Below are 18,605 nucleotides of genomic sequence, written 5' to 3' on the forward strand. Positions count from 1 at the left end.
AAGAGAATGAAAGGGTGGAGAAGATTGACATACGATTTAATAGTACACAATATCGGCCAGCTTATTTTACCCAAAAGCTCTGATAAGCCATTGAAGGGGCAGGAAATGAAAGAGCTGAACATAAACGAGAATGCAGCATTAGGAATCATTGATGGGAAAATAGCCTGGATGGGTTCAAATGCTGAAGCCGAATCTCTTAAGGCCTCCGATCGAATTGACGCACAGGGAAAGGTTGTTTCTCCTGGACTGGTTGATCCTCATACACATCTGGTTTTCGGAGGGTCACGCGAGCATGAACTTTCTTTGAAACAAGCTGGTGTACCGTATTTAGAAATCCTCGCTCAAGGTGGAGGCATTTTATCGACAGTAGGATCCACTAAAAAAGCGACAGAAGAAGAATTGCTCGAGAAAGCCTCCTTCCATCTTGAAAGAATGATTTCTTACGGAGTTACGACCATGGAAGCTAAAAGTGGATATGGGCTGGATGCAGAAACAGAACTCAAGCAGCTGAGGGTGGTCCAAAAATTAAAGGAGAAGTACCCAATATCTATTGTTTCAACATTCCTTGGAGCGCATGCTGTCCCTCCCGCCTTTAAAGGAAAAGAGGATGAGTTCCTGAAAGAAATGTCCAGGCTTCTTGATGATATTAAGGGTGATGAACTTGCTGATTTCGTTGATATATTTTGTGAAACAGGTGTTTTTACTATCGAACAGTCAAGGATATTTTTACAACAGGCAAAGGAAAAGGGATTTGGCTTGAAGATTCATGCTGATGAAATTGATCCGCTTGGAGGAACAGAGCTTGCTGTGTCATTAGGGGCAGCAAGTGCAGACCATCTGGTTGCCGCTTCGGATGAAGGGATTAGACAGCTAAGCGAGGGGAATACGGTTGCTGTTCTTCTTCCGGGAACGACATTTTACCTGGGAAAGGACCATTATGCCCGTGGAAGAAAAATGATTGATGAGGGAGCAGCAGTTGCTTTGGCGACAGATTTCAACCCTGGCAGCTGTGTTACAGAAAACCTCCAAATGATTATGTCACTGGCTGCATTAAAGCTGAAAATGTCAGCGGAAGAAATCTGGAATGCGGTCACGGTCAATGCTGCCCATGCAATTGGAAAAGCATGCGAGGCTGGGGCATTAGAAGCAGGGCGATCAGCTGATTTTGTCATCTGGGATGTACCTAACTACAAATATATCCCATACCACTTTGGTGTGAATCACGCACAAAGTGTTTACCAGTCTGGTAAAAAACTTTGGGAAAGGACAGCTTATGGTGAAATTCAGTTATCTTCAGCCAGGTAAGCCGTCGGTTTTCAAGGACCGGTTTGTGACAAAGGTCAATGAGTGTCTTATACCTTTTTCAGAAGGTGAGAAGGGGGAGATAGGGATAATCGGTCTTCCATTCTCTAAAACATCCATTTCATTATCACAGGCTTCCGATGCACCAAAAACAATCAGGGCAAGCATGAGTTCATTCTCCACTTTTTCAGGTTATAAAGACAAAGATTACAAGGATATTAGCATAATTGACTTTGGGGATGTGCTGACACATCCGACTGATATGGAGGAATCAATTGAAAGACTCCATGTCAGTGTAAAGGAAATGCTCGAAAAAGATGCCTGTCAACGGTATATCATGCTTGGCGGAGATCATGGAGTCAGTTATCCGTCCATCCGCGCCTTCAAGGAACATTTCGGGGAAATAGGGGTAATCCAATGGGATGCACATCATGATGTAAGGAATCTTGATGATGGCGGACGGACAAATGGCACGCCTTTCCGCAGTCTAATTGAGGGTGGTCACTTAAAGGGTGCTAATCTTGTACAAGTTGGAATTCGAGATTATGCGAATGCGAAGGCATATCATGATTATACAAAAGAAAAAGGGATTACAGTCTATACAATGGAAGATATTGAGATTACTGGGATCATTCCTATCATAAAAAAAAGAACTGGAAAGACTATCTCAAAAAGTAGATGTCATATACCTATCTGTTGATATGGACGTAGTGGACCAGGCTTTTGCGCCAGGATGCCCGGCAATTGGGCCCGGGGGAATAACCAGCAGGGAATTGCTTACAAGTATTGAAACGGCTTCCGACCATGAAAAAGTTAAGGCAATGGATATTGTGGAAATAGATCCTTCCAAAGACTTCCGCGATATGACGAGCAGGCTGGCCGCTGCCGCTATGCTTCGTTTTATGTATAATTGACAGAGAAATTGATTAGCCTGCCGACAATTTTGTCTGCAGGCTAACATTTTTCAGGTTACTTCGCTTTAATTTTATAGAATATCCAGCTTAGCTACTAAGGTAACCAAAATTTGAAGGAGCGCCTGGATGTTTACAGCGATATCAGTATCAGTTGTCTTGACTTCAACATGCTTTGACCCTTCGATAATTGTTTTTTGTGTATTTCGCTGTTTCGTTTTGATCACTTGCTTGATTTCATTTACGACGGCTTTTCCTTTATCTGAATCCCCAATCGCAATGCTTATGACAGCAGCAATTGCAGCTTGGAGACCTAGTTGAAGGGAGATCGCTGCCTGAGTATCGGTAGTGTGGACATCGATGCATTCTGAATCTTTGATGATGATCCATTCGAACGACTGTTGTTTTGTGACAATCTTCTGATCAGCTTCCTGCGTAACATCCGCATTATTACCTTTTCCAGTATCACAGTGATCCAATGCTCTCCATTTTTTTTCCTTGCTCATCATTTTCACCTCTTTCAAGATTAATAGATTACAGAATGTCCAATTCAGCAACGAGGGCAACCAAAACTTGCAGTAATGCCTGAACATTTACTGCTACATCTGTATCAGTTGTAGTGACGTTGACATCCTTGGAATTATTGATGATGATTTTTTGTGTGTTAGACTGCTCTGTGCCCATTTCCTGAATAAGCTGCTGGGCGACGTACTGACCTTGATCAGAGTCACCAATTGTAATGCTGATGACTAGCGCGATCGCTAACTGAAGGGCAACTTGCAAGGAAACCGCAGCTTGCGTATCGGTAGTGTGGACCTTGATGTTGCAAGAGTCTTTAATCCAAATTAATTCATCAGAATCCTGCTCCGTATACTCGAACTGTGTTGCTTCCTGCTCCACATCCGCTTTTTTCTTGCAGCTTTTACCAGAATGGTGCGGTTTGTGGTGATCATGATAATAGTTTGACATTGCTTTCACTCCTTTTAATCTAGTATGGAATATCTTATTAATGAAACCTCTCGATAGCTTGTGTATATACCCCAAGTAGAGTCCATATTGAAAAAAATAGACACCCGTCTAAAAGGGTGTCTGGGGGTTAGGCTATTTTTTCTCAGAATCTTTACTAGGCTTAGTGTTTCCATTGACAAAAGAGTCTACTTGCTTGCTTAGGTCTTCAACTAAATCTTTAATAGCCTTTTTCTTATCGTCCGTGATCTTATCCTTTAAATCCTTTTTGTCAATACCGTTTTTCTGCAGGATGTCTGTTACAAATAAATCGACAAGACTATTTGGAATTGGGTTTGGTTTATTATCGCTCAATATAATCACTCCCTGAACATTATTTCGTCTTATTAACATATGAATCCAAATTAAAAAGGACAGGGCGGAAATCTTGAACTTGAGGATGTTCTCTTAGTTTTAATCATGAATAGGCAAAAATATAATTGTCTAATTATCGTTGCTTGAACTATTTTGCTTTTAAAGTTAGAGTTATTTTATACATATTAAAAGAAGGTGTCAGCATTTGAGCAAGAGGTATTTTACCATTGGGATGGCAGGGCATATTGACCACGGCAAAACGTCGCTGACCAAGGCGTTGACGAACGTCGATACGGACCGCCTGAAAGAAGAAAAAGAACGGCAAATTTCAATAGAACTTGGCTTTGCGCCATTATATGAGGATGAGGAACTGCAAATTTCCGTTGTGGATGTACCGGGACATGAGCGCTTCATCCGGCAGATGATTGCGGGAGTAGCAGGAATTGACCTAGTAGTACTGGTGGTTGCAGCAGATGAAGGTGTCATGCCACAAACAAGGGAGCATCTTGATATTCTTGGATTTCTCGGAATTCGTTCCGGCATAATTGCGATTACAAAGATTGACCGCGTTGAAGAGGAATTCGTTGAACTTGTGAAGGATGATATTTTAGGTGAACTTGAAGGGACGGTGTTTGAGAATGCGCCGTTCATGATGGTCGATAGTCTATCTAAAAAAGGTATCCATGAATTAAAAGAATTGATAATAGAAATGCTGAAAGAGCAAGAAATGCGTGATGCCAAGGGAGCCTTCCGTCTGCCGATAGATCAGGTATTTACTGTCAAGGGACAAGGTACTGTAGTACGAGGTACTGTTTACGAAGGTACAGTCGAAGAGGGACAGCTGTTGAAGGTAATGCCGTCCGGACTTGAAGTAAGAGCACGTCAGCTGCAGGTGCATCATCAGTCAGCAAAGGCGGCTTTTGCAGGCCAGAGGGCAGCCATCAATCTATCAGGTGTTTCGAAGGATGATCTTGAACGCGGTGAAGTCCTTGTTTCATCGGAACATTTTATCGTTACGAATACGATTGATGTCGCAATCAGGGTTGTCGAGGACCTCGAGCATTTAGTAAAACAAAGGACACCAATTAAGTGTCATATTGGTACCGCGGAAGTAATGGGCCGGATTGTCTTTTTTGACCGGAATGAACTTAAAGAAGACAACGGAGAAATTCTTTGCCAGCTCCGTCTGGATGAAAAAATAGTCACGAAGCGTGGGGACCGGTTCATCGTACGACGGCCAAGTCCGCAGGAAACAATTGGCGGGGGTTGGGTAATTGATCCGCGCGGCAATAAATATCGTTTTGGCAAGCAAACTATTGAAGAGCTCGAGAAAAAGAAGGCAGGCACACCAATTGAACGAATTAATGCCGCATTATATGAAGCAAAAAGTTTATCTGTCGAAGACCTGATAAAGCGAACTGCTCTTGATGAAGGATCGATACTGGCCAATCTGAATGATGATCAATTCGTCCAGATTTCCAATAAGGAATACGCTCTTTCAGCGGTTGTCGAAGTCATTGAAGAAGATATCAAGGACCGGCTGGAAGATTTCCATCAAGAAAACTCAATGAGAACTGGGATGAACAAAGCGGAATTACTTCAGTCTCTGCAAAAATCATTTTCTAAAATTTTGCTTGAATTCATTATCGATAATGGCATCAACAAAGGCTTATTTTGCAGGAAAGAACAGTATATTTACCTGGCGAGCTTTGTGCCGAATGTCCCGAAAAACTGGGTGAAGCGGACAGAGAATATGCTTAATGAACTTAAGGCAGATGGCATGAAGGTTGCTTATCTGAATGATTATATAAAAAATGCTGGCATCCCGGACTCCATTGCGGTTGAATTGAGACGATTCCTTGAAGATCAGGGTGAGATTGTCATGCTTGATGATCAATATGCCTGGTATGGAACTCATTTTGCCGATGCGGTTGAGAGGCTAAGAAACCATACAGGGGATGAGTTTGAAGTTCCCCAGGCTAAGGAAGCAGTGGAGTTATCAAGGAAATATATGATTCCGTTCCTGGAGCGTCTTGATTCACTCGGGTACACAAGAAGAGTAGAGAATAAGAGGGTTTGGCGGAAATAACCCTATCAAATGGATTATTGAACGGTGCAGTTCTTGCACACATTCCTAACCATGGGTATAGGTTCGGACAAATCAGAAGAAAACCAAGAGGATTTTGTCCGAACCCGAGTGAACTTCGGACAAATTAGAAGGAATGCAAGGGGATTTTGTCCGAACATGAGTGAACTTCGGACAAATTAGAAGGAAACCAACTGGATTTTGTCCGAACATGAGTGAACTTCGAACAAAGTAGAAGAAAACCAAGGGGATTTTGTCCGAACAAGGGTAAACTTCGGACAAATTAGAAGGAATGCAACTGGATTTTGTCCGAACATGAGTGAACTTCGGACAAATTAGAAGGAATGCAATGGGATTTTGTCCGAACATGAGTGAACTTCGGACAAATTAGAAGGAATGCAATGGGATTTTGTCCGAACATGAGTGAACTTCGGACAAATTAGAAGGCACCCAACTGGATTTTGTCCGATCCCGAGAGTATCCTTCGTACAGATTCGATGATCAATAAAAAACAGCAGACCCTATTCGGGAATCTGCTGTTTTTTCTTCTCAGAACTATTTACATAATAATATTATTTAACTCTCTGTAGATTTAACTTGCAATGGAGGAGGGATTAGCCATCCTTTAGTTTTATTCATTTTGAGCATTTTAGCTCCGAATTGCGCTTTTGACATATGAAACTGACCATACATTGCTGCTATATCTTCCCTGATCGATTGCCCAATAATGGTGCTTGCAGCTACTAAGCCTTCCGCAACATCCTTTGAAACAGCAGCGGCAATTTCAGGATCACTGAATCTTGCTCCCGGTGGAATATCTTCCAGGTGAGCAACCGGACGTTCAGGAGGTGAGGGAGGAAGCCCAATTCCATTTAGCTTAAGCAATTCTTCAACCTGCTTGTTTTCTTCCTGCATCGCTTCAATTGCTTCTTGAACAAGTTTTTCGAGATCCTCATCACCAATATGATTGATAAATGTCTGGTATGCAGCAATCAATCCGTGATTGACGGAAAGATGGCTCCCGTGCCATAAACCTCACCATAATGCATTGGTTCATCTTTAGGATTCCCGCTTAAAATTCCCATGATCGTACTCCTTATCGTTTCCATATTCATTGCTTTTCTCCTTATTAAAGGAAGTTGGTCCATTGATTATTTTTCATAGTCCTGACGAATTGATCCTTATGTTTTCATGGAAAATAAAGGGTGGAATAATTCGAATGACGAATTACATCATTAGAGGAAATCTACTTTCTGAAACACGCGTTTGGTGGATAAAAGAGTACAATTGTTTAGAACATCAAGCTCTGTTTTTAAAAAGTTATGTTACAGTAACAGTGAAAGGGTGATTCTTTGAATAAATCAGTTTTAGCGATTATTTTGGCTACAGGCTTGTTTTTTGCTGGATGCACTAATGATCTGGCAAATGACATCGAACAAGACCAAAACACAATTGAACACGCAATGTTAGAAAGTGGAATCGATACCGACAACATAATCTATACTGAAAAAATACAGACTGAGGATGCATTTTCTATTTACCAAATAACAAATGGGTATGGCATTCTTCAGTATGTAAATACAAATAAAGGATGGCAATACAGAGGGGCGTCTGGTTTTGAACAAGCATCATCCGGAAAACTTGAGCCTGTAACATTTGGAACTGCAACATGGTTAATGGGGGATTACTCCTCGAAAGGAAATAATACATACAAGACAGTATTCATCGGAGAAATTCATGAAGCGGATATTGCTAAGGTCATTTTAGAGGTTAATCAAGGCAAGTATCATGCAAAGATTTTAACGAGTGATAATAGGAAATTCTGGTTCCATTTATTAAATGTTGAAGATTCCCCAAGCGATATAACAAAGATTTCCGGATATTCTTCTGACGGGAAATTAGTATATGAAAATTATCTCAACTTGCCTGAATGAGAAAGAGCTTGGTTATTCCAAGCTCTTTCTCATTCCCCGAAAAAACCTTCGTATATTTTAGTGATATCATCCCTTAACTTTTCAACCTGGACAATCCGGGCTTCCCTTAAATATTCACGTCCATCTGCATATAGGACAAGGACGGGAACAGTGAATGCCATTAAGAATCCTGCGATTTCTTCGACCTTTCCCGCATTTACTAACCGGGTTTCGATTTTCGGGAAATCTCTCATCACTTCCTCAACCTGAGGAAGCAGACCATGGCAGACGCTTCAGCTATCAGTCAATACATAAATAAAGCTTAATTCATTGTCACTGATCAAGCTTTTAACTTCATCAATTGTTGTTAGTTCTCTCATTTGATATACCTCCTTATCTTATTGATACCCATTTAAAAAAAGAATAGCCTTATGCATAGTAATCATACTATAAAAAGGGTAATGGGTATAATAAGGAGGGGTGATAGAATGGGCAATCCATGGAATGAACGTTTTGGGTCTGAACAATATGTATACGGTGAGGAACCGAACCTATTTATAAAAAGCCAGGTACATAGGCTGGACAAGGGGAGAAAAGTTGTATGTTTCGCGGAAGGAGAAGGCAGGAATGCTGTATACCTTGCGAAACAAGGTCTTGATGTGACAGCTTACGACTATGCGCCGAATGGGTTGAAGAAAACTGAAGCGCTGGCTGAAAGCAATGGAGTGAAAATCAAGACTGAACAGAAGGACCTAATCCATGATCTAGTACCAAATGCCGAATTCGACGCAGCGATCATGGTTTTCTGCCATTTTGCTAAACAAGACCAAAAGACTGTATTTGATAAATTAGTATCGGCTGTAAGACCAGGTGGCATAGTGATGCTTGAAGTATATTCAGAGGACCAGGTCCAATATGGAACAGGCGGGCTAAAAACAGTGGATATGCTTTACGATCCAGCAAACTTGTTACAATGGCTGAAAGGTTATAAAACATTGCATTTCTTCTACGGAGAACAGGAACGAATTGAAGGTCAATTGCATACCGGGACCGGTCATGTGATCCAGGTAATTTTAGAAAAATAAAGCTTAGTATAATCAGCGACTCTTCTGAAAAGAAGGTCGCTTTTTTCTATTTTTGCAAGGATTTTCCAAGAGTTTGTCGAATTTAATACAGAGGAAAATTGAAATGGTACAGGGCAAGAGATTTTAACCAGAGAGAGTATAATAGAGAATTTTTGGGGGGCTATATGAAAGAAACAATCCATAGTTATGAGGATTTATTAAGAATGTTGGATCATCTTTTGAAACAAGAAAGTGATTTCGATTGGGATCAATTTTACTCTGATCGAGCAAGGAAAATTCCTTTTTTTAAAAATTATCCCGATGAGAACTTGGTGGAATATATTGAAACGAAGAAAATTAATACGGGTAAAGTGTTGGAATTAGGCTGTGGACCTGGAAGGAATGCTATTTATTTGGCTAGGAATGACTTTAATGTTGATGCTGTCGACCAATCAACAGAAGGGCTGGAGTGGGCTAGAGAAAGGGCAAAGGAACAAAATGTACAAGTGGATTTTATTCAAAGCAATATTTTTGATTTCGCTATTGCAGAAGGTACATATGATCTTGTCTATGATTCTGGCTGCTTTCATCATATCCCTCCTCATAGGAGAATGAGTTATATTGAGCTGGTAAAGAGAGCTTTAAAGCCTGGTGGTTTCTTCGCGCTAACCTGTTTTGTTCTGGGAGGAGAGCTTGGCGGAGCCGCTATTTCCGATTGGGAGGTCTATAGAGGTAGAAGCATGAGAGGCGGTTTAGGTTTTACGGATGAAAAACTCAAGGAGATTTTTCACGACTTTAAAGCAGTTGAAATCCGAAAAATGAAGGACATGGGACCAGAATCTTCCGAATTTGGAACATCTGCACTTTTAGCTGCATTATTCAAAAAAGAAACTATGGAGTGAACGAGTTGGGATATATCAGAGAGTTAAGAAAACTAGTGGGCCACAGGCCGCTTATTTTGCCAGGAGCTGTTGTGCTTGTTTTTAACAATAAAGGTCAATTACTTCTTCAGCATAGAAGTGACGGCGGCTGGGGTCTTCCAGGAGGATTGATGGAACTAGGAGAGAGCCTCGAAGAAACTGCAAGAAGAGAAGTAAAAGAAGAAACGGGACTCGACATTGGAGAACTGAAGCTTGAGGGCGTAGTATCAGGTGCAGAATATTATTTAAAGGTAGCCAATGGCGACGAACTCTACTCAGTGACTACAGTCTATTCCACAAATGAATATGTCGGGGAACTAGAGATAGATGAACTTGAATCAATCGATCTTCAATTCTTTAGCTTGGATCAATTGCCTGAAGACTTGCAAAAAAGTTACATGGATTATATAAAACATTATCTTCAAAATTACGCCATAGAATAGTGAAAAAGATTTGTGGCTCATTGTCCCGAAGTCGAGAAAGTCAATTAAAAGAGGTGTTCAAATGATCGCTGACCAAAGATGGGAAGATTTCTATTGTGATGAAGTATTATCAGGTAAAACCCCGGTTGAAAAAGTATTTGAAACGGAGCAGACTCTCGCGTTTTATCACACCCGGCCATATTATGAGGTACATATTATAGTCATTCCCAAAAAACATATTTTATCCTTTTTAACAGTATCCAGTGAGGAAAATGAAATTTTGATTGATGTGCTTCAAGTTGTGAAGCAGATTGCCTCTAAGCTTGAAAAGGATTATGGGGCCTGCACGATTTCGACTAACATTGGAAACTACCAAAGCAATAAGCATATGCACTGGCATGTCCATTTTGGTGCAAGGGTTCGTGACGAACAAGGACGGTTGCTTCATGATCACGAAAAAAATAATGGCTCATAATTGTACACATTGACCATGTTGACTTGGCAGTCTTAGAATATGTGAATCAATTAAAATTGAGGGGTTAAAAATGAAAAATAAGGTATCCGCTATGATTATGTGGGGAACAGCCATTTATTTGGCGGTACTTTTTTTAAACCGTTAAGAGGTGTTGAGAAGGTTACATAATCACCTTATGCAATCGATTAAGAAGACCTGAAAAAAATAGAGTTCTTCATATTAAAATGAAGGACTCTATTATCACTTACCGTCTCCTCCGGCGTTTAAGATATTGTACCGTTGTCTCTAGCTCTTCCAAACGATGAGTTTTTTCTGCTAACTGAGTTTTGGTTTGTTTCAATTCCTCTTTTACTTCACTCAAGTCAGCTGAAAACAGTTCGACCTTATCTTTTAAGCTAGTAGTGTCAGAATCCTTTTCTTTAATTTCTGACTGATTTAAAGTCCTTGAAAGCAATGATAAAGTAGTTGGATTTATAAAGCCTTGTGCAGCAGTCACCAGGGAGTTAAGTGTTTCTGCATTCAATTGATTATCCTTTGGTGCTTCAATCTTATCGGTTGCTTTCTCGTTTTCTGGTAATTTCTTGAGGATTGATTCTGTAAAATGAAGGATTTCATTTAATGACGGATCATTTTTTACACGGTCAATATATGGCTTTACTTCATTTTCATTCATTAAATACTTCCTTTCTATCTTTTAGTAAGATCTCCCCGGCATATACCGGTATAGCCGGAGAGACTGTAAGGAACATCAAGTTTCAAATCTTTCAAAGAGATTAAGCAGCACCGTTTTCGACAGCAATTACTTCACCGATGCAAGTGTAAAGGACATTAGCTAAAGCATCCTGACCCAACAAAATCGCAACGACTAAAGCAAGAGCCAGCAAAAGAACGACAATCGCAGTGATCAACATCTCTTCACCCCCTTCCATAAAGAAGATAGGTAAGATCCGAACCTTACAACAACATCATATGTAAAGATATTGGACGAGCATCAGCTTGTATCATAGATTAGTGAATTCGGGCTGCCTAATTGTAAAATCAGTAGGCAATTGTTTGTAAAACAGCAAGGTTTCTTATATGTTGGAGTTAGTAATTCGAGGAGGGATCGTAATTTGTCTGAGCCAATCGCATTAACAAGGATAACAGTGATTCAAAAAGATACTCCCAACAAAATAAGAGAGGCTTATATTGATGGTTTTAGTGAGCCTTTGTTATTTGGTGTCCATGGCGGAGTGAAGCAGTTCTATGGTGTTAATCCAGAGGTAGAGTATCCGTCAACGCTTGACCATATCGTTTCAGCAGCAGGCGGCTGACTGGTCGGAACCCTATCTGGCGCGCTGGAGGCGCGTAAAATACCAACTTCACCTGATAAAGTCATGGCTAAAGTCCAAGGAACTATTGAAGCACCTGAAGGAGTATTAAAAATTACCAAAATAAGCTGTCACTACGAGCTGAAGGTCCCGGCGGGGAAAAGCGAAGCAGCTGAAAGAGCATTGAATGTATTTGAAAAAGGATGCCCGGTTGCACAAACATTAAAGGGCTGTATTCAGTTCACACATACCTGGGAGATCGAAGAATACTAGTAAAATGAGTCCTTATCTTAAAAGGTAAGGACTCATTTTTACTTTATAATAGATAAATAAGGAGCAAAAATGTGTCACACTTTTCATTCTGTTTCGACTTATCGTATAGATGGGGAAATGAGGTGGGGGAAATAAACGATAAATTTAAGGAACAGCAGATCATGGAATGGTATGAGATCTATTATAAAGATATTTACCGGTTTATTTTTTACATGATGGGAGACCGCCAATGCTGCGAGGATTTGGTACATGACACTTTTTTGCGTGCCTTTACGTCCTTTGAGAAATTCGAAAATAGAACGAATGTGAAAACCTGGCTTTTTAGTATAGCAAAGCATCTCGTAATAGATGAAATACGCAAGAGAAAAAGAAAGAGGATTTTTTCCTTATTTGCTAATGACCCTGAGATCCAGTCACCTTTTAACATTGAACAGTATATTGAACACAGAGAAACAATAGAGAGAACACTGGAAGCAATCCAGCAGCTTAAACCGGACTACCGGCTTGTGATTACTTTGAAAAAGGTTGAAGAGTGTTCCACTAAGGAAATCTCCGAAATCCTGGGTTGGTCGGAATCAAAAACCAGAAAGACTTTGTCAAGGGGATTAGCTGCATTAAAGAAAATGGATGTATTGGAAGGGAGCGAATACTTTGAAAAAACCTTCTGAACGAAATTGGACTGCCCTAAGATCAGTTACCCCGGGAGAAGATGAAAAAGAAAGGATGAGAAGTAAAATCAGGTCATCGATTCGTGCACAAGCTGGATTAAATATTAAACATAGAATATTCGAGTTGAAAAATGTTGTATTAACAGCAATATTTGTAATCATCTCGGCAGGTCTGCTCATCCAGTTACAACAACATTATCAATCTCAAAATGGGTCAGGACAATCGCAAGCAGATAATGAACTCAGTCTCAATTGGGATTTAGAAAGCATATATAGCGAAAAAAACGAGGAAGGTTATGCCTTTTTTGAAAAAGGAAACCCTGAACAAGTAGGAATGGCTGAGTTTGTAACCGATGGAGAGAAGAAAAAAATTATCAATACGAGCGCTATGAATATGGCAAAAGAGATGGTGAACTTTCCTTATCCAACATCATTATATATCGAACACCTCAAGATGATGGATGTTAGTCTCCGGTACCATTTCTTTGTCGAAGCCGGAAAAGAAACAATGCATTTCAGTTTCGATTACCCAAAACTTGAATACTCTGAAATCTTCCGGGTCATTTCATCACTAGATGTTAACAAACCTAAACCATATCGACATGATGAGCAGCTTTATGTTACCCATGGCTACGGAAGTCTCCCATATCCTGTTGGATTAAGACCAGTAGAGTTAATAGGTGATAAAGAAAAATATGTATGGGAACGAGGAGTACCGCAACAGTTTAAAGATTATATCAATAAAATCAAATCATCGGGGATATGGAAGCAAATCAAGGGTGACGGCACATCATACACATTCGAATCCAGCGATGGTTTAGAAAGAGTAGAAATCTCGATGCAGGGAAAAGAAATAACCTACCATTATTCATATCCAAACAGAGAAGAGTAAAAAGACTTTTTAAGGAGAAAAAGGATTTCCCTGATAAATGGCTGAATTCTTATATATATCTTGAAAAAAGGGGAATCTCTGTGATTGATATAGTGCGAGTAAAACAAGAGGATGAAGCAATTCTTCACAATTTAGTTCAATTTTATATTTATGAATTTACGGTCTTTCAGAATTTCAAGCTTGAAGAGAATGGAAGTTTTGCACCGTTTGATTTGAAGCCATATTGGTCTGAAGCAGATTTACACGCTTATTTTATACTCCACAATGGGGAGCTGGCAGGGTTTGCAATGGTCGAAAGCGGTGACCCAAATGTCATCCTTGAGTTTTTTATAATGAGGAAATTTTACAGGAGAGGATTCGGCAAAATTGCTGCATTTAAGCTGTTTGATCAATTCCCTGGAAAATGGAGTATCACCCAGGTAGAGAAAAATGAACCAGCAAGGAACTTCTGGCGGAAAGTGATAGGCGATTATACCAGCGGCAACTATGTGGAAACGTTTGATGATTACAATCGATCCATCCAAGAATTCAACACAGGATTAAAAGTTAAATAGTTAATTGTGTCTAAAAAATATCGAAAATAATGATTGCATAATGACATAGCAGTTGTTTATAATGGTAAAAATATCTAATCGATGAAAAAGAGAGTAGTTACTTTATCATGCAATAGCGAGCCAGGGACGGTGGAAGCCTGGTGCATAAGAGTAATGAAGCGCACTTTTGAGATGCTTTCCTGAAAATGAGTAGGGACGGCCGGGAACTTCCCCGTTATCAATGAAAGCAGGTTCCTTAGTTTGGAACAATTTGAGTGGTACCGCGGGATAAACTCTCGTCTCTTATATAGAGGCGGGAGTTTTTTTTGTTTTATAAAGGAGGAAAATTCTAATGGAATTTATCAAGCTGTATTCAGAATTGCTTGCTGCCGAGCTAGATGGGCATCTTACTTGTAATGAAATAGAGAGGTTAATTGAGAAACCAAAATTTTTGCACCAAGGTGACATGGCTTTTCCATGTTTTCAACTGGCGAAAATGATGCGAAAACCACCAGTTGCAATTGCCAAAGATGTAAGTTCACGATTGCAAAACCAGATCGATGGCTCATTTAATCGATTTGAAGCAGCTGGCGGATATATAAATGCATACTTAAATAAGGCATGCGTCGCTAAAGAACTTTTACATGAAATACGGCAAAAAAAGAATCACTATGGAGACCTTGACCTTGGTGAAAGTCAGACTGTAACAATTGACCTTTCCTCGCCAAATATCGCTAAACCATTTTCAATGGGCCATCTGCGTTCAACCGTTATCGGGAATTCACTTTCGCTTATTTATGAAAAATCAGGTTACAAAACAGTTAAAATCAATCATCTAGGTGACTGGGGAACTCAATTTGGCAAACTCATCACGGCATACAAGCTTTGGGGCAATGAGGAAAAAGTGAAGGCTGAACCGATTCAGGCACTGCTCGCGCTGTATGTAAGATTTCATGAAACCGCAGAAAGTCAGCCACAGCTTGAACAAGAGGGCCGAGACTGGTTCAGGCGGCTGGAAAATGGGGATGCCGAAGCACTTAGACTTTGGAAGTGGTTTAAGGACGAATCGTTGAAGGAGTTTAAGAAAATATACAATCTGTTGGGAATTGAGTTTGATTCATATGCTGGGGAAGCTTTCTATAATAATAAGATGGAAACAATTGTGGAAATGCTGCGAGAAAATGGACTGCTTGAAGACTCTGATGGGGCACAAGTAGTCAAATTGAATGACTATGGACTTCCTCCTTGTCTAATAAAAAAATCGGATGGCGCTACTTTGTACGCAACCCGGGACTTAGCTGCAGCCAAGTACAGATTCGAAGAGTATTCTTTTGTAAAGTCTTTATACGTGGTTGGCAACGAGCAAAGTCTGCACTTTAAACAACTGAAAGCAGTGCTTGCAAAATCGGACCTTCCATGGGAGACCGGCATTACTCATGTTCCATTTGGCATGATGTTAAAGGACGGCAAAAAAATGTCCACAAGAAAAGGCAAGGTTGTCTTACTCGAACATGTGCTCCAAGATTCCATTCAGTTGGCCGAAAAGAATATTGAGGATAAAAATCCTTCTTTGGCAAATAAAAAAGATATTGCTGTGATGGTCGGTACAGGTGCGGTTGTTTTTCATGATCTAAAAAATTTCCGTATGAATGATATTGAGTTTTCCCTTGAAGAGATGCTAAAAGTCGAAGGCGAAACAGTCCCATATGTTCAATATACAAATGCCCGGGCACAGTCTTTGCTGAGGAAGGGGTCATATAAAGCTGGCAATGGGGAAGTCAATTTGGCTGCTGATGATGAATGGCCTGTGATAAATGAGCTTCGAGGATTTCCGGATACAATCATGAGAGCGGTCGAGAAAAATGATCCATCCCTCATTGCTAAATATGTTCTAAACCTGTCCCAGGCTTTTAATAAATACTACGGAGAGGTCCGGATTCTTGGAGATGATGCAGAAAAAGATGGCTGGCTTATATTGGTTCATGCCGTTAGCGTTGTTCTTCAAGAAGGACTTAGATTGCTTGGAATTAAAGCACCATTGGAAATGTAAAAAGGAGTCCCTATATACACAGGGACTCCTTAGTTTCAATTAAGTTCAATATATTTAGCGAAAATTTCTCCAGAGGTGTCGCTTAACTTTAATTCTACATCTGTCTCGTCAAAAAACCATGTATCATTCGACTCCACAAAAAAGGTTATGCCATCAATCTCTTGCTGTTCAGCGGCAATAGCAGGTGCTTCTAGTGAGAATGCTAGGCTATAGCCTTTGTTCTTAACACCAAACCCGGCATATTGAGGATAAAGGCGGATGTGAAACGGTTTTGGTGTATCAAATTCCTGTTCAAACCATTTGAATGCGTTTTGATCAATCTTGATTGTCATCTTTGCACCATCCTTTCGTTAGTTTAATTGTAAAACCTGAACGGTGCTGGTTGCCGTGCTTTATGTCACAGTTTTTGCGTTGTCATGAAAGTGTCAAAATACAAATGGGTAAGCCCTTGCTAAGCCACTATAAGTGCTGAAGCTGGACACTAGTCTTAGTGAAAAAAGATCTTTTAAAATAAAAACAGCTCCAAATAAGGAGCTGCTGAAGAACTACACCATTGTTTCTTTTTTTCGCATTGTTTCTGGAATATAGACACAAAATGGCTCGCTTTCCATGTAGTCACCAGTCACTGCGTAGCTTCTGGAGCGTGAACCACCGCAGACAAAGCGAAATTCACATATTCCACACTTGCCTTTATATTTATCAGGACTTCGCAATTCTTTAAAAATAGGCGAGTTTCGATATATTTCAGCCAATGGCTTTTCGCGGACGTTCCCTCCTACAAGAGGCAGTAGCCCTGAAGGCATGACATCACCAGTATGTGAAACAAACAAAAATCCGTTCCCGTCATTTACTCCTTTAGGGGCTCGCTTCAACCCATCAATCATAGAAGCCATATCTTTAGTCAGGGTGTCTGCATAACGAATGCCTTCTTTCTTATTGACCCTATTTTCCCGTGTTTTTTGCTGGAAAACTACACGTCTATAATGTTGAGCGGCAGTCGTTTTAATATCGTATGGAGCGGTTTTGCTTAACTCATAAAGCCATCTGAATACCTTTTCGTGTTCTGCTGGAGTAAGACAAGCATCCCGTTGTCCCCGACCTGTAGGTACAAGCAGGAAAATGTACCACATGACTACCTTGAGTTCTTTCATCAATTCGACCATCTGTTCAAGATGTTCATAATTGTAGCGGGAAATTACCGTATTAAGCTGCAAAGGCATATTTAGATCATTCAGGTATTTTACTTTTTCAATTGTAAGGTCAAACGATCCAGGAGTGCCTCGAAAATGGTCATGGATTTCAGGAGAAGGACCATCAAGGCTGAAAGCCCATCTTGAAAGTCCGACTTCCTTAGCTCTTTGCATGTTTTCTTTCGTTACATTATCTGTGGCGCTAGGGGTCATTGAAACGCGCATCCCTTTACTAATTGCATATTCCGCAAGGTCAAAGAGATCTTCTCGCATCATACAGTCCCCACCAGTAAATACAAGCATAGGATTTCCCATGTCATAAATCTGATCGATTAGATTTTTGCCTTCTTCAGCTGTCAGTTCCATTGGGTCAGGCTTATTCTGAGCATCTGCTCTGCAATGCAAGCATTTAAGCTGGCAAGCCCTTGTTACTTCCCAGATAACGATATACGGATTTTCATTAAAGTCAATAGCAGCAGGATGTCCTCCCGCAGGTTGAATACGTCCATGTCCGTGCATTTTCATCACCAACTCTTTTATCATTATTTTATTATTTATCATTCATTATAAAATAAGAGATCATATATGCATGTAAGGAATGTTACATAATATTGAAAGTGTTTTAAGGTAAAAATAATATCTCCTACTGAAATTATATTTTTTAAATAAAAACCTGAGAGCCTCAGGAAATGACTGAAATATTTGAAACCTATTCACTTAACATTCCGTCTATGTATTTGGAACAATTGGTTTTTACGGAAATGGGGGATTTAGGTGAAAAAGTCCGTTCTCTGGGTAATCATGACTTTATTGATATTGATTTTATTCAGCAGTATCAGTTGGACCGCTTATTGTCGTTATAAACCTACCCCGCCGGATTTAGAAGTGGTTGTTGCCAAACATGCTGTGGAGATTAAGCCTGCAACTTATTCTTTAAGGAAATGGGGAAGGACAGCATCGGCAGATACAAATACCGACCCTGCTATACTCGTAAAAGAATCCACTCCAATTATTGTCGAAACAGACGACAAGATTAGATTATTATTTGAACAATCACCTGATTCTGTAAAGTGTTATTTATGGGAAATGGATACAGGAAAGCTGGTTTATAAAGGACTTGAAGGGTGTCCATTGACCCTTGGGGACTACAATGTTGTTTCTGGGGAGTATGCAATGGAGGTTCGTGCTAAATGGGAAAATGGCTATGTGCTCTATAACGCAAGGGTACTCGTGTATGAAGATTTAAATTAGTCATTAACAGGTGCACGAATGTTAT

At 40.1% G+C, this 18,605-nt stretch carries 24 protein-coding genes, 1 pseudogene and 1 other annotated feature; of the genes and pseudogenes, 16 read left to right on the forward strand and 9 right to left on the reverse strand.

From position 1 onward, the window contains the following. Nucleotides 1-24 precede the first annotated feature (24 nt). The 3 genes from hutI to LC048_RS25000 are packed head-to-tail and all read left to right on the forward strand — an operon-like array spanning nt 25 to nt 2,216. Nucleotides 25-1,305 (forward strand): imidazolonepropionase, encoded by a 1,281-nt coding sequence (gene hutI, locus LC048_RS08425; RefSeq protein ID WP_306049972.1) that lies wholly within the window; start codon nt 25-27, stop codon nt 1,303-1,305. Continuing rightward, complete coding sequence (locus LC048_RS08430; RefSeq protein ID WP_371932013.1) at nt 1,274-2,002, forward strand: arginase family protein; 729 nt, start codon at nt 1,274-1,276, stop codon at nt 2,000-2,002. Before hutI ends, LC048_RS08430 begins: the two co-directional genes overlap by 32 nt. 1 nt (nt 2,003) lies before the next feature. Continuing rightward, on the forward strand, nt 2,004-2,216 hold the full coding sequence (locus LC048_RS25000; protein WP_371932014.1) for an arginase family protein: 213 nt from the start codon (nt 2,004-2,006) through the stop codon (nt 2,214-2,216). 71 nt (nt 2,217-2,287) lie between these two features. Here LC048_RS25000 and LC048_RS08435 read toward each other — a convergent pair whose 3' ends face one another. From LC048_RS08435 to LC048_RS08445, 3 genes are all read right to left on the reverse strand, one after another. Further along, nucleotides 2,288-2,722: a spore coat protein gene (locus tag LC048_RS08435; protein WP_371932015.1), complete on the reverse strand. Its 435-nt coding sequence runs from the start codon at nt 2,720-2,722 to the stop codon at nt 2,288-2,290. Between the two features lie 25 nt (nt 2,723-2,747). Next, nucleotides 2,748-3,182, reverse strand: a complete 435-nt coding sequence (locus LC048_RS08440; protein ID WP_226604399.1) for a spore coat protein — start codon at nt 3,180-3,182, stop codon at nt 2,748-2,750. Between the two features lie 132 nt (nt 3,183-3,314). Continuing rightward, entirely contained in the window at nt 3,315-3,533 is a 219-nt protein-coding gene (locus tag LC048_RS08445; protein WP_226604396.1) for a spore coat protein, read from the reverse strand. A gap of 205 nt (nt 3,534-3,738) precedes the next feature. On the opposite strand from LC048_RS08445, the gene selB reads away from it, so the two are divergent. Next, the gene (selB, locus tag LC048_RS08450; RefSeq protein WP_226604393.1) at nt 3,739-5,622 is read left to right on the forward strand and encodes a selenocysteine-specific translation elongation factor; all 1,884 of its coding nucleotides are present in this window, start codon (nt 3,739-3,741) and stop codon (nt 5,620-5,622) included. Nucleotides 5,623-6,195: 573 nt separating this feature from the next. Here the strand turns inward: selB and LC048_RS08455 are convergent. Then, nucleotides 6,196-6,704, reverse strand: a pseudogene (locus LC048_RS08455) (DUF3231 family protein). A gap of 267 nt (nt 6,705-6,971) precedes the next feature. Here LC048_RS08455 and LC048_RS08460 point away from each other — a divergent pair. Further along, on the forward strand, nt 6,972-7,553 hold the full coding sequence (locus LC048_RS08460; protein ID WP_226604390.1) for a hypothetical protein: 582 nt from the start codon (nt 6,972-6,974) through the stop codon (nt 7,551-7,553). Between the two features lie 29 nt (nt 7,554-7,582). Here the strand turns inward: LC048_RS08460 and LC048_RS08465 are convergent, their stop codons facing one another. Further along, a complete protein-coding gene (locus LC048_RS08465) occupies nt 7,583-7,786 on the reverse strand; it encodes a thioredoxin (RefSeq protein ID WP_226604388.1) in 204 nt (67 codons plus the stop codon). Between the two features lie 234 nt (nt 7,787-8,020). Here LC048_RS08465 and LC048_RS08470 point away from each other — a divergent pair, with 234 nt between their 5' ends. The 4 genes from LC048_RS08470 (at nt 8,021) to LC048_RS08485 (ending at nt 10,413) form a co-directional block, all read left to right on the forward strand. Next, nucleotides 8,021-8,617 (forward strand): class I SAM-dependent methyltransferase, encoded by a 597-nt coding sequence (locus LC048_RS08470; protein WP_306049977.1) that lies wholly within the window; start codon nt 8,021-8,023, stop codon nt 8,615-8,617. A gap of 164 nt (nt 8,618-8,781) precedes the next feature. Further along, on the forward strand, nt 8,782-9,498 hold the full coding sequence (locus tag LC048_RS08475; protein ID WP_226604380.1) for a class I SAM-dependent methyltransferase: 717 nt from the start codon (nt 8,782-8,784) through the stop codon (nt 9,496-9,498). 5 nt (nt 9,499-9,503) lie between these two features. After that, nucleotides 9,504-9,959, forward strand: coding sequence for an NUDIX hydrolase (locus tag LC048_RS08480; protein WP_226604372.1), 456 nt, complete (start codon nt 9,504-9,506; stop codon nt 9,957-9,959). 61 nt (nt 9,960-10,020) lie between these two features. Further along, the gene (locus LC048_RS08485; RefSeq protein WP_226604370.1) at nt 10,021-10,413 is read left to right on the forward strand and encodes an HIT family protein; all 393 of its coding nucleotides are present in this window, start codon (nt 10,021-10,023) and stop codon (nt 10,411-10,413) included. Nucleotides 10,414-10,657: 244 nt separating this feature from the next. On the opposite strand, the gene LC048_RS08490 is transcribed toward LC048_RS08485, so the two are convergent. Then, on the reverse strand, nt 10,658-11,086 hold the full coding sequence (locus tag LC048_RS08490) for a hypothetical protein (protein ID WP_226604368.1): 429 nt from the start codon (nt 11,084-11,086) through the stop codon (nt 10,658-10,660). 100 nt (nt 11,087-11,186) lie between these two features. Then, nucleotides 11,187-11,324, reverse strand: a complete 138-nt coding sequence (locus LC048_RS08495) for a hypothetical protein (RefSeq protein ID WP_214907677.1) — start codon at nt 11,322-11,324, stop codon at nt 11,187-11,189. A 201-nt stretch (nt 11,325-11,525) separates the two neighbouring features. On the opposite strand from LC048_RS08495, the gene LC048_RS08500 reads away from it, so the two are divergent. The 6 genes from LC048_RS08500 (at nt 11,526) to argS (ending at nt 16,139) form a co-directional block, all read left to right on the forward strand. Continuing rightward, complete coding sequence (locus tag LC048_RS08500) at nt 11,526-11,726, forward strand: hypothetical protein (protein WP_226604366.1); 201 nt, start codon at nt 11,526-11,528, stop codon at nt 11,724-11,726. After that, the gene (locus tag LC048_RS08505; RefSeq protein WP_226604625.1) at nt 11,727-11,996 is read left to right on the forward strand and encodes an OsmC family protein; all 270 of its coding nucleotides are present in this window, start codon (nt 11,727-11,729) and stop codon (nt 11,994-11,996) included. A 122-nt stretch (nt 11,997-12,118) separates the two neighbouring features. Further along, entirely contained in the window at nt 12,119-12,664 is a 546-nt protein-coding gene (locus LC048_RS08510; RefSeq protein WP_226604365.1) for an RNA polymerase sigma factor, read from the forward strand. Further along, entirely contained in the window at nt 12,648-13,556 is a 909-nt protein-coding gene (locus tag LC048_RS08515; protein WP_226604363.1) for a hypothetical protein, read from the forward strand. The genes LC048_RS08510 and LC048_RS08515 overlap by 17 nt, the downstream gene beginning before the upstream one ends. Before the next feature lie 80 nt (nt 13,557-13,636). Further along, nucleotides 13,637-14,110: a GNAT family N-acetyltransferase gene (locus tag LC048_RS08520; RefSeq protein WP_226604352.1), complete on the forward strand. Its 474-nt coding sequence runs from the start codon at nt 13,637-13,639 to the stop codon at nt 14,108-14,110. Between the two features lie 72 nt (nt 14,111-14,182). Then, nucleotides 14,183-14,396, forward strand: a binding site (T-box leader). Nucleotides 14,397-14,441: 45 nt separating this feature from the next. Next, on the forward strand, nt 14,442-16,139 hold the full coding sequence (argS, locus tag LC048_RS08525) for an arginine--tRNA ligase (RefSeq protein ID WP_306049980.1): 1,698 nt from the start codon (nt 14,442-14,444) through the stop codon (nt 16,137-16,139). Between the two features lie 35 nt (nt 16,140-16,174). On the opposite strand, the gene LC048_RS08530 is transcribed toward argS, so the two are convergent. Together LC048_RS08530 and LC048_RS08535 are read right to left on the reverse strand one after the other, a co-directional pair. Then, entirely contained in the window at nt 16,175-16,471 is a 297-nt protein-coding gene (locus tag LC048_RS08530) for a HesB/YadR/YfhF family protein (protein WP_226604329.1), read from the reverse strand. A 213-nt stretch (nt 16,472-16,684) separates the two neighbouring features. Next, nucleotides 16,685-17,854 carry a TIGR04053 family radical SAM/SPASM domain-containing protein gene (locus LC048_RS08535; protein ID WP_306049982.1) on the reverse strand — a complete coding sequence of 390 codons (1,170 nt, stop codon included), beginning with the start codon at nt 17,852-17,854 and terminating at the stop codon, nt 16,685-16,687. 249 nt (nt 17,855-18,103) lie between these two features. Here LC048_RS08535 and LC048_RS08540 point away from each other — a divergent pair, with 249 nt between their 5' ends. Beyond that, entirely contained in the window at nt 18,104-18,580 is a 477-nt protein-coding gene (locus LC048_RS08540; RefSeq protein WP_226604323.1) for a hypothetical protein, read from the forward strand. Nucleotides 18,581-18,605: the final 25 nt, after the last annotated feature.

The sequence above is a fragment of the Mesobacillus subterraneus genome (assembly GCF_020524355.2).
Taxonomy (GTDB): Bacteria; Bacillota; Bacilli; order Bacillales; family Cytobacillaceae; genus Mesobacillus; species Mesobacillus subterraneus_C.

Excerpts from the sequence above, each read along its gene's own strand:
- LC048_RS08430 (WP_371932013.1), top strand. The coding sequence starts at position 1,274 with ATGGTGAAATTCAGTTATCTTCAGCCAGGTAAGCCGTCGGTTTTCAAG.
- LC048_RS25000 (WP_371932014.1), top strand. The coding sequence starts at position 2,004 with ATGGACGTAGTGGACCAGGCTTTTGCGCCAGGATGCCCGGCAATTGGG.
- LC048_RS08435 (WP_371932015.1), bottom strand. The coding sequence starts at position 2,722 with ATGATGAGCAAGGAAAAAAAATGGAGAGCATTGGATCACTGTGATACT.
- LC048_RS08440 (WP_226604399.1), bottom strand. The coding sequence starts at position 3,182 with ATGTCAAACTATTATCATGATCACCACAAACCGCACCATTCTGGTAAA.
- LC048_RS08465 (WP_226604388.1), bottom strand. The coding sequence starts at position 7,786 with ATGAGAGATTTCCCGAAAATCGAAACCCGGTTAGTAAATGCGGGAAAG.
- LC048_RS08470 (WP_306049977.1), top strand. The coding sequence starts at position 8,021 with ATGGGCAATCCATGGAATGAACGTTTTGGGTCTGAACAATATGTATAC.
- LC048_RS08475 (WP_226604380.1), top strand. The coding sequence starts at position 8,782 with ATGAAAGAAACAATCCATAGTTATGAGGATTTATTAAGAATGTTGGAT.
- LC048_RS08485 (WP_226604370.1), top strand. The coding sequence starts at position 10,021 with ATGATCGCTGACCAAAGATGGGAAGATTTCTATTGTGATGAAGTATTA.
- LC048_RS08490 (WP_226604368.1), bottom strand. The coding sequence starts at position 11,086 with ATGAATGAAAATGAAGTAAAGCCATATATTGACCGTGTAAAAAATGAT.
- LC048_RS08495 (WP_214907677.1), bottom strand. The coding sequence starts at position 11,324 with ATGTTGATCACTGCGATTGTCGTTCTTTTGCTGGCTCTTGCTTTAGTC.
- argS (WP_306049980.1), top strand. The coding sequence starts at position 14,442 with ATGGAATTTATCAAGCTGTATTCAGAATTGCTTGCTGCCGAGCTAGAT.
- LC048_RS08530 (WP_226604329.1), bottom strand. The coding sequence starts at position 16,471 with ATGACAATCAAGATTGATCAAAACGCATTCAAATGGTTTGAACAGGAA.
- LC048_RS08535 (WP_306049982.1), bottom strand. The coding sequence starts at position 17,854 with ATGAAAATGCACGGACATGGACGTATTCAACCTGCGGGAGGACATCCT.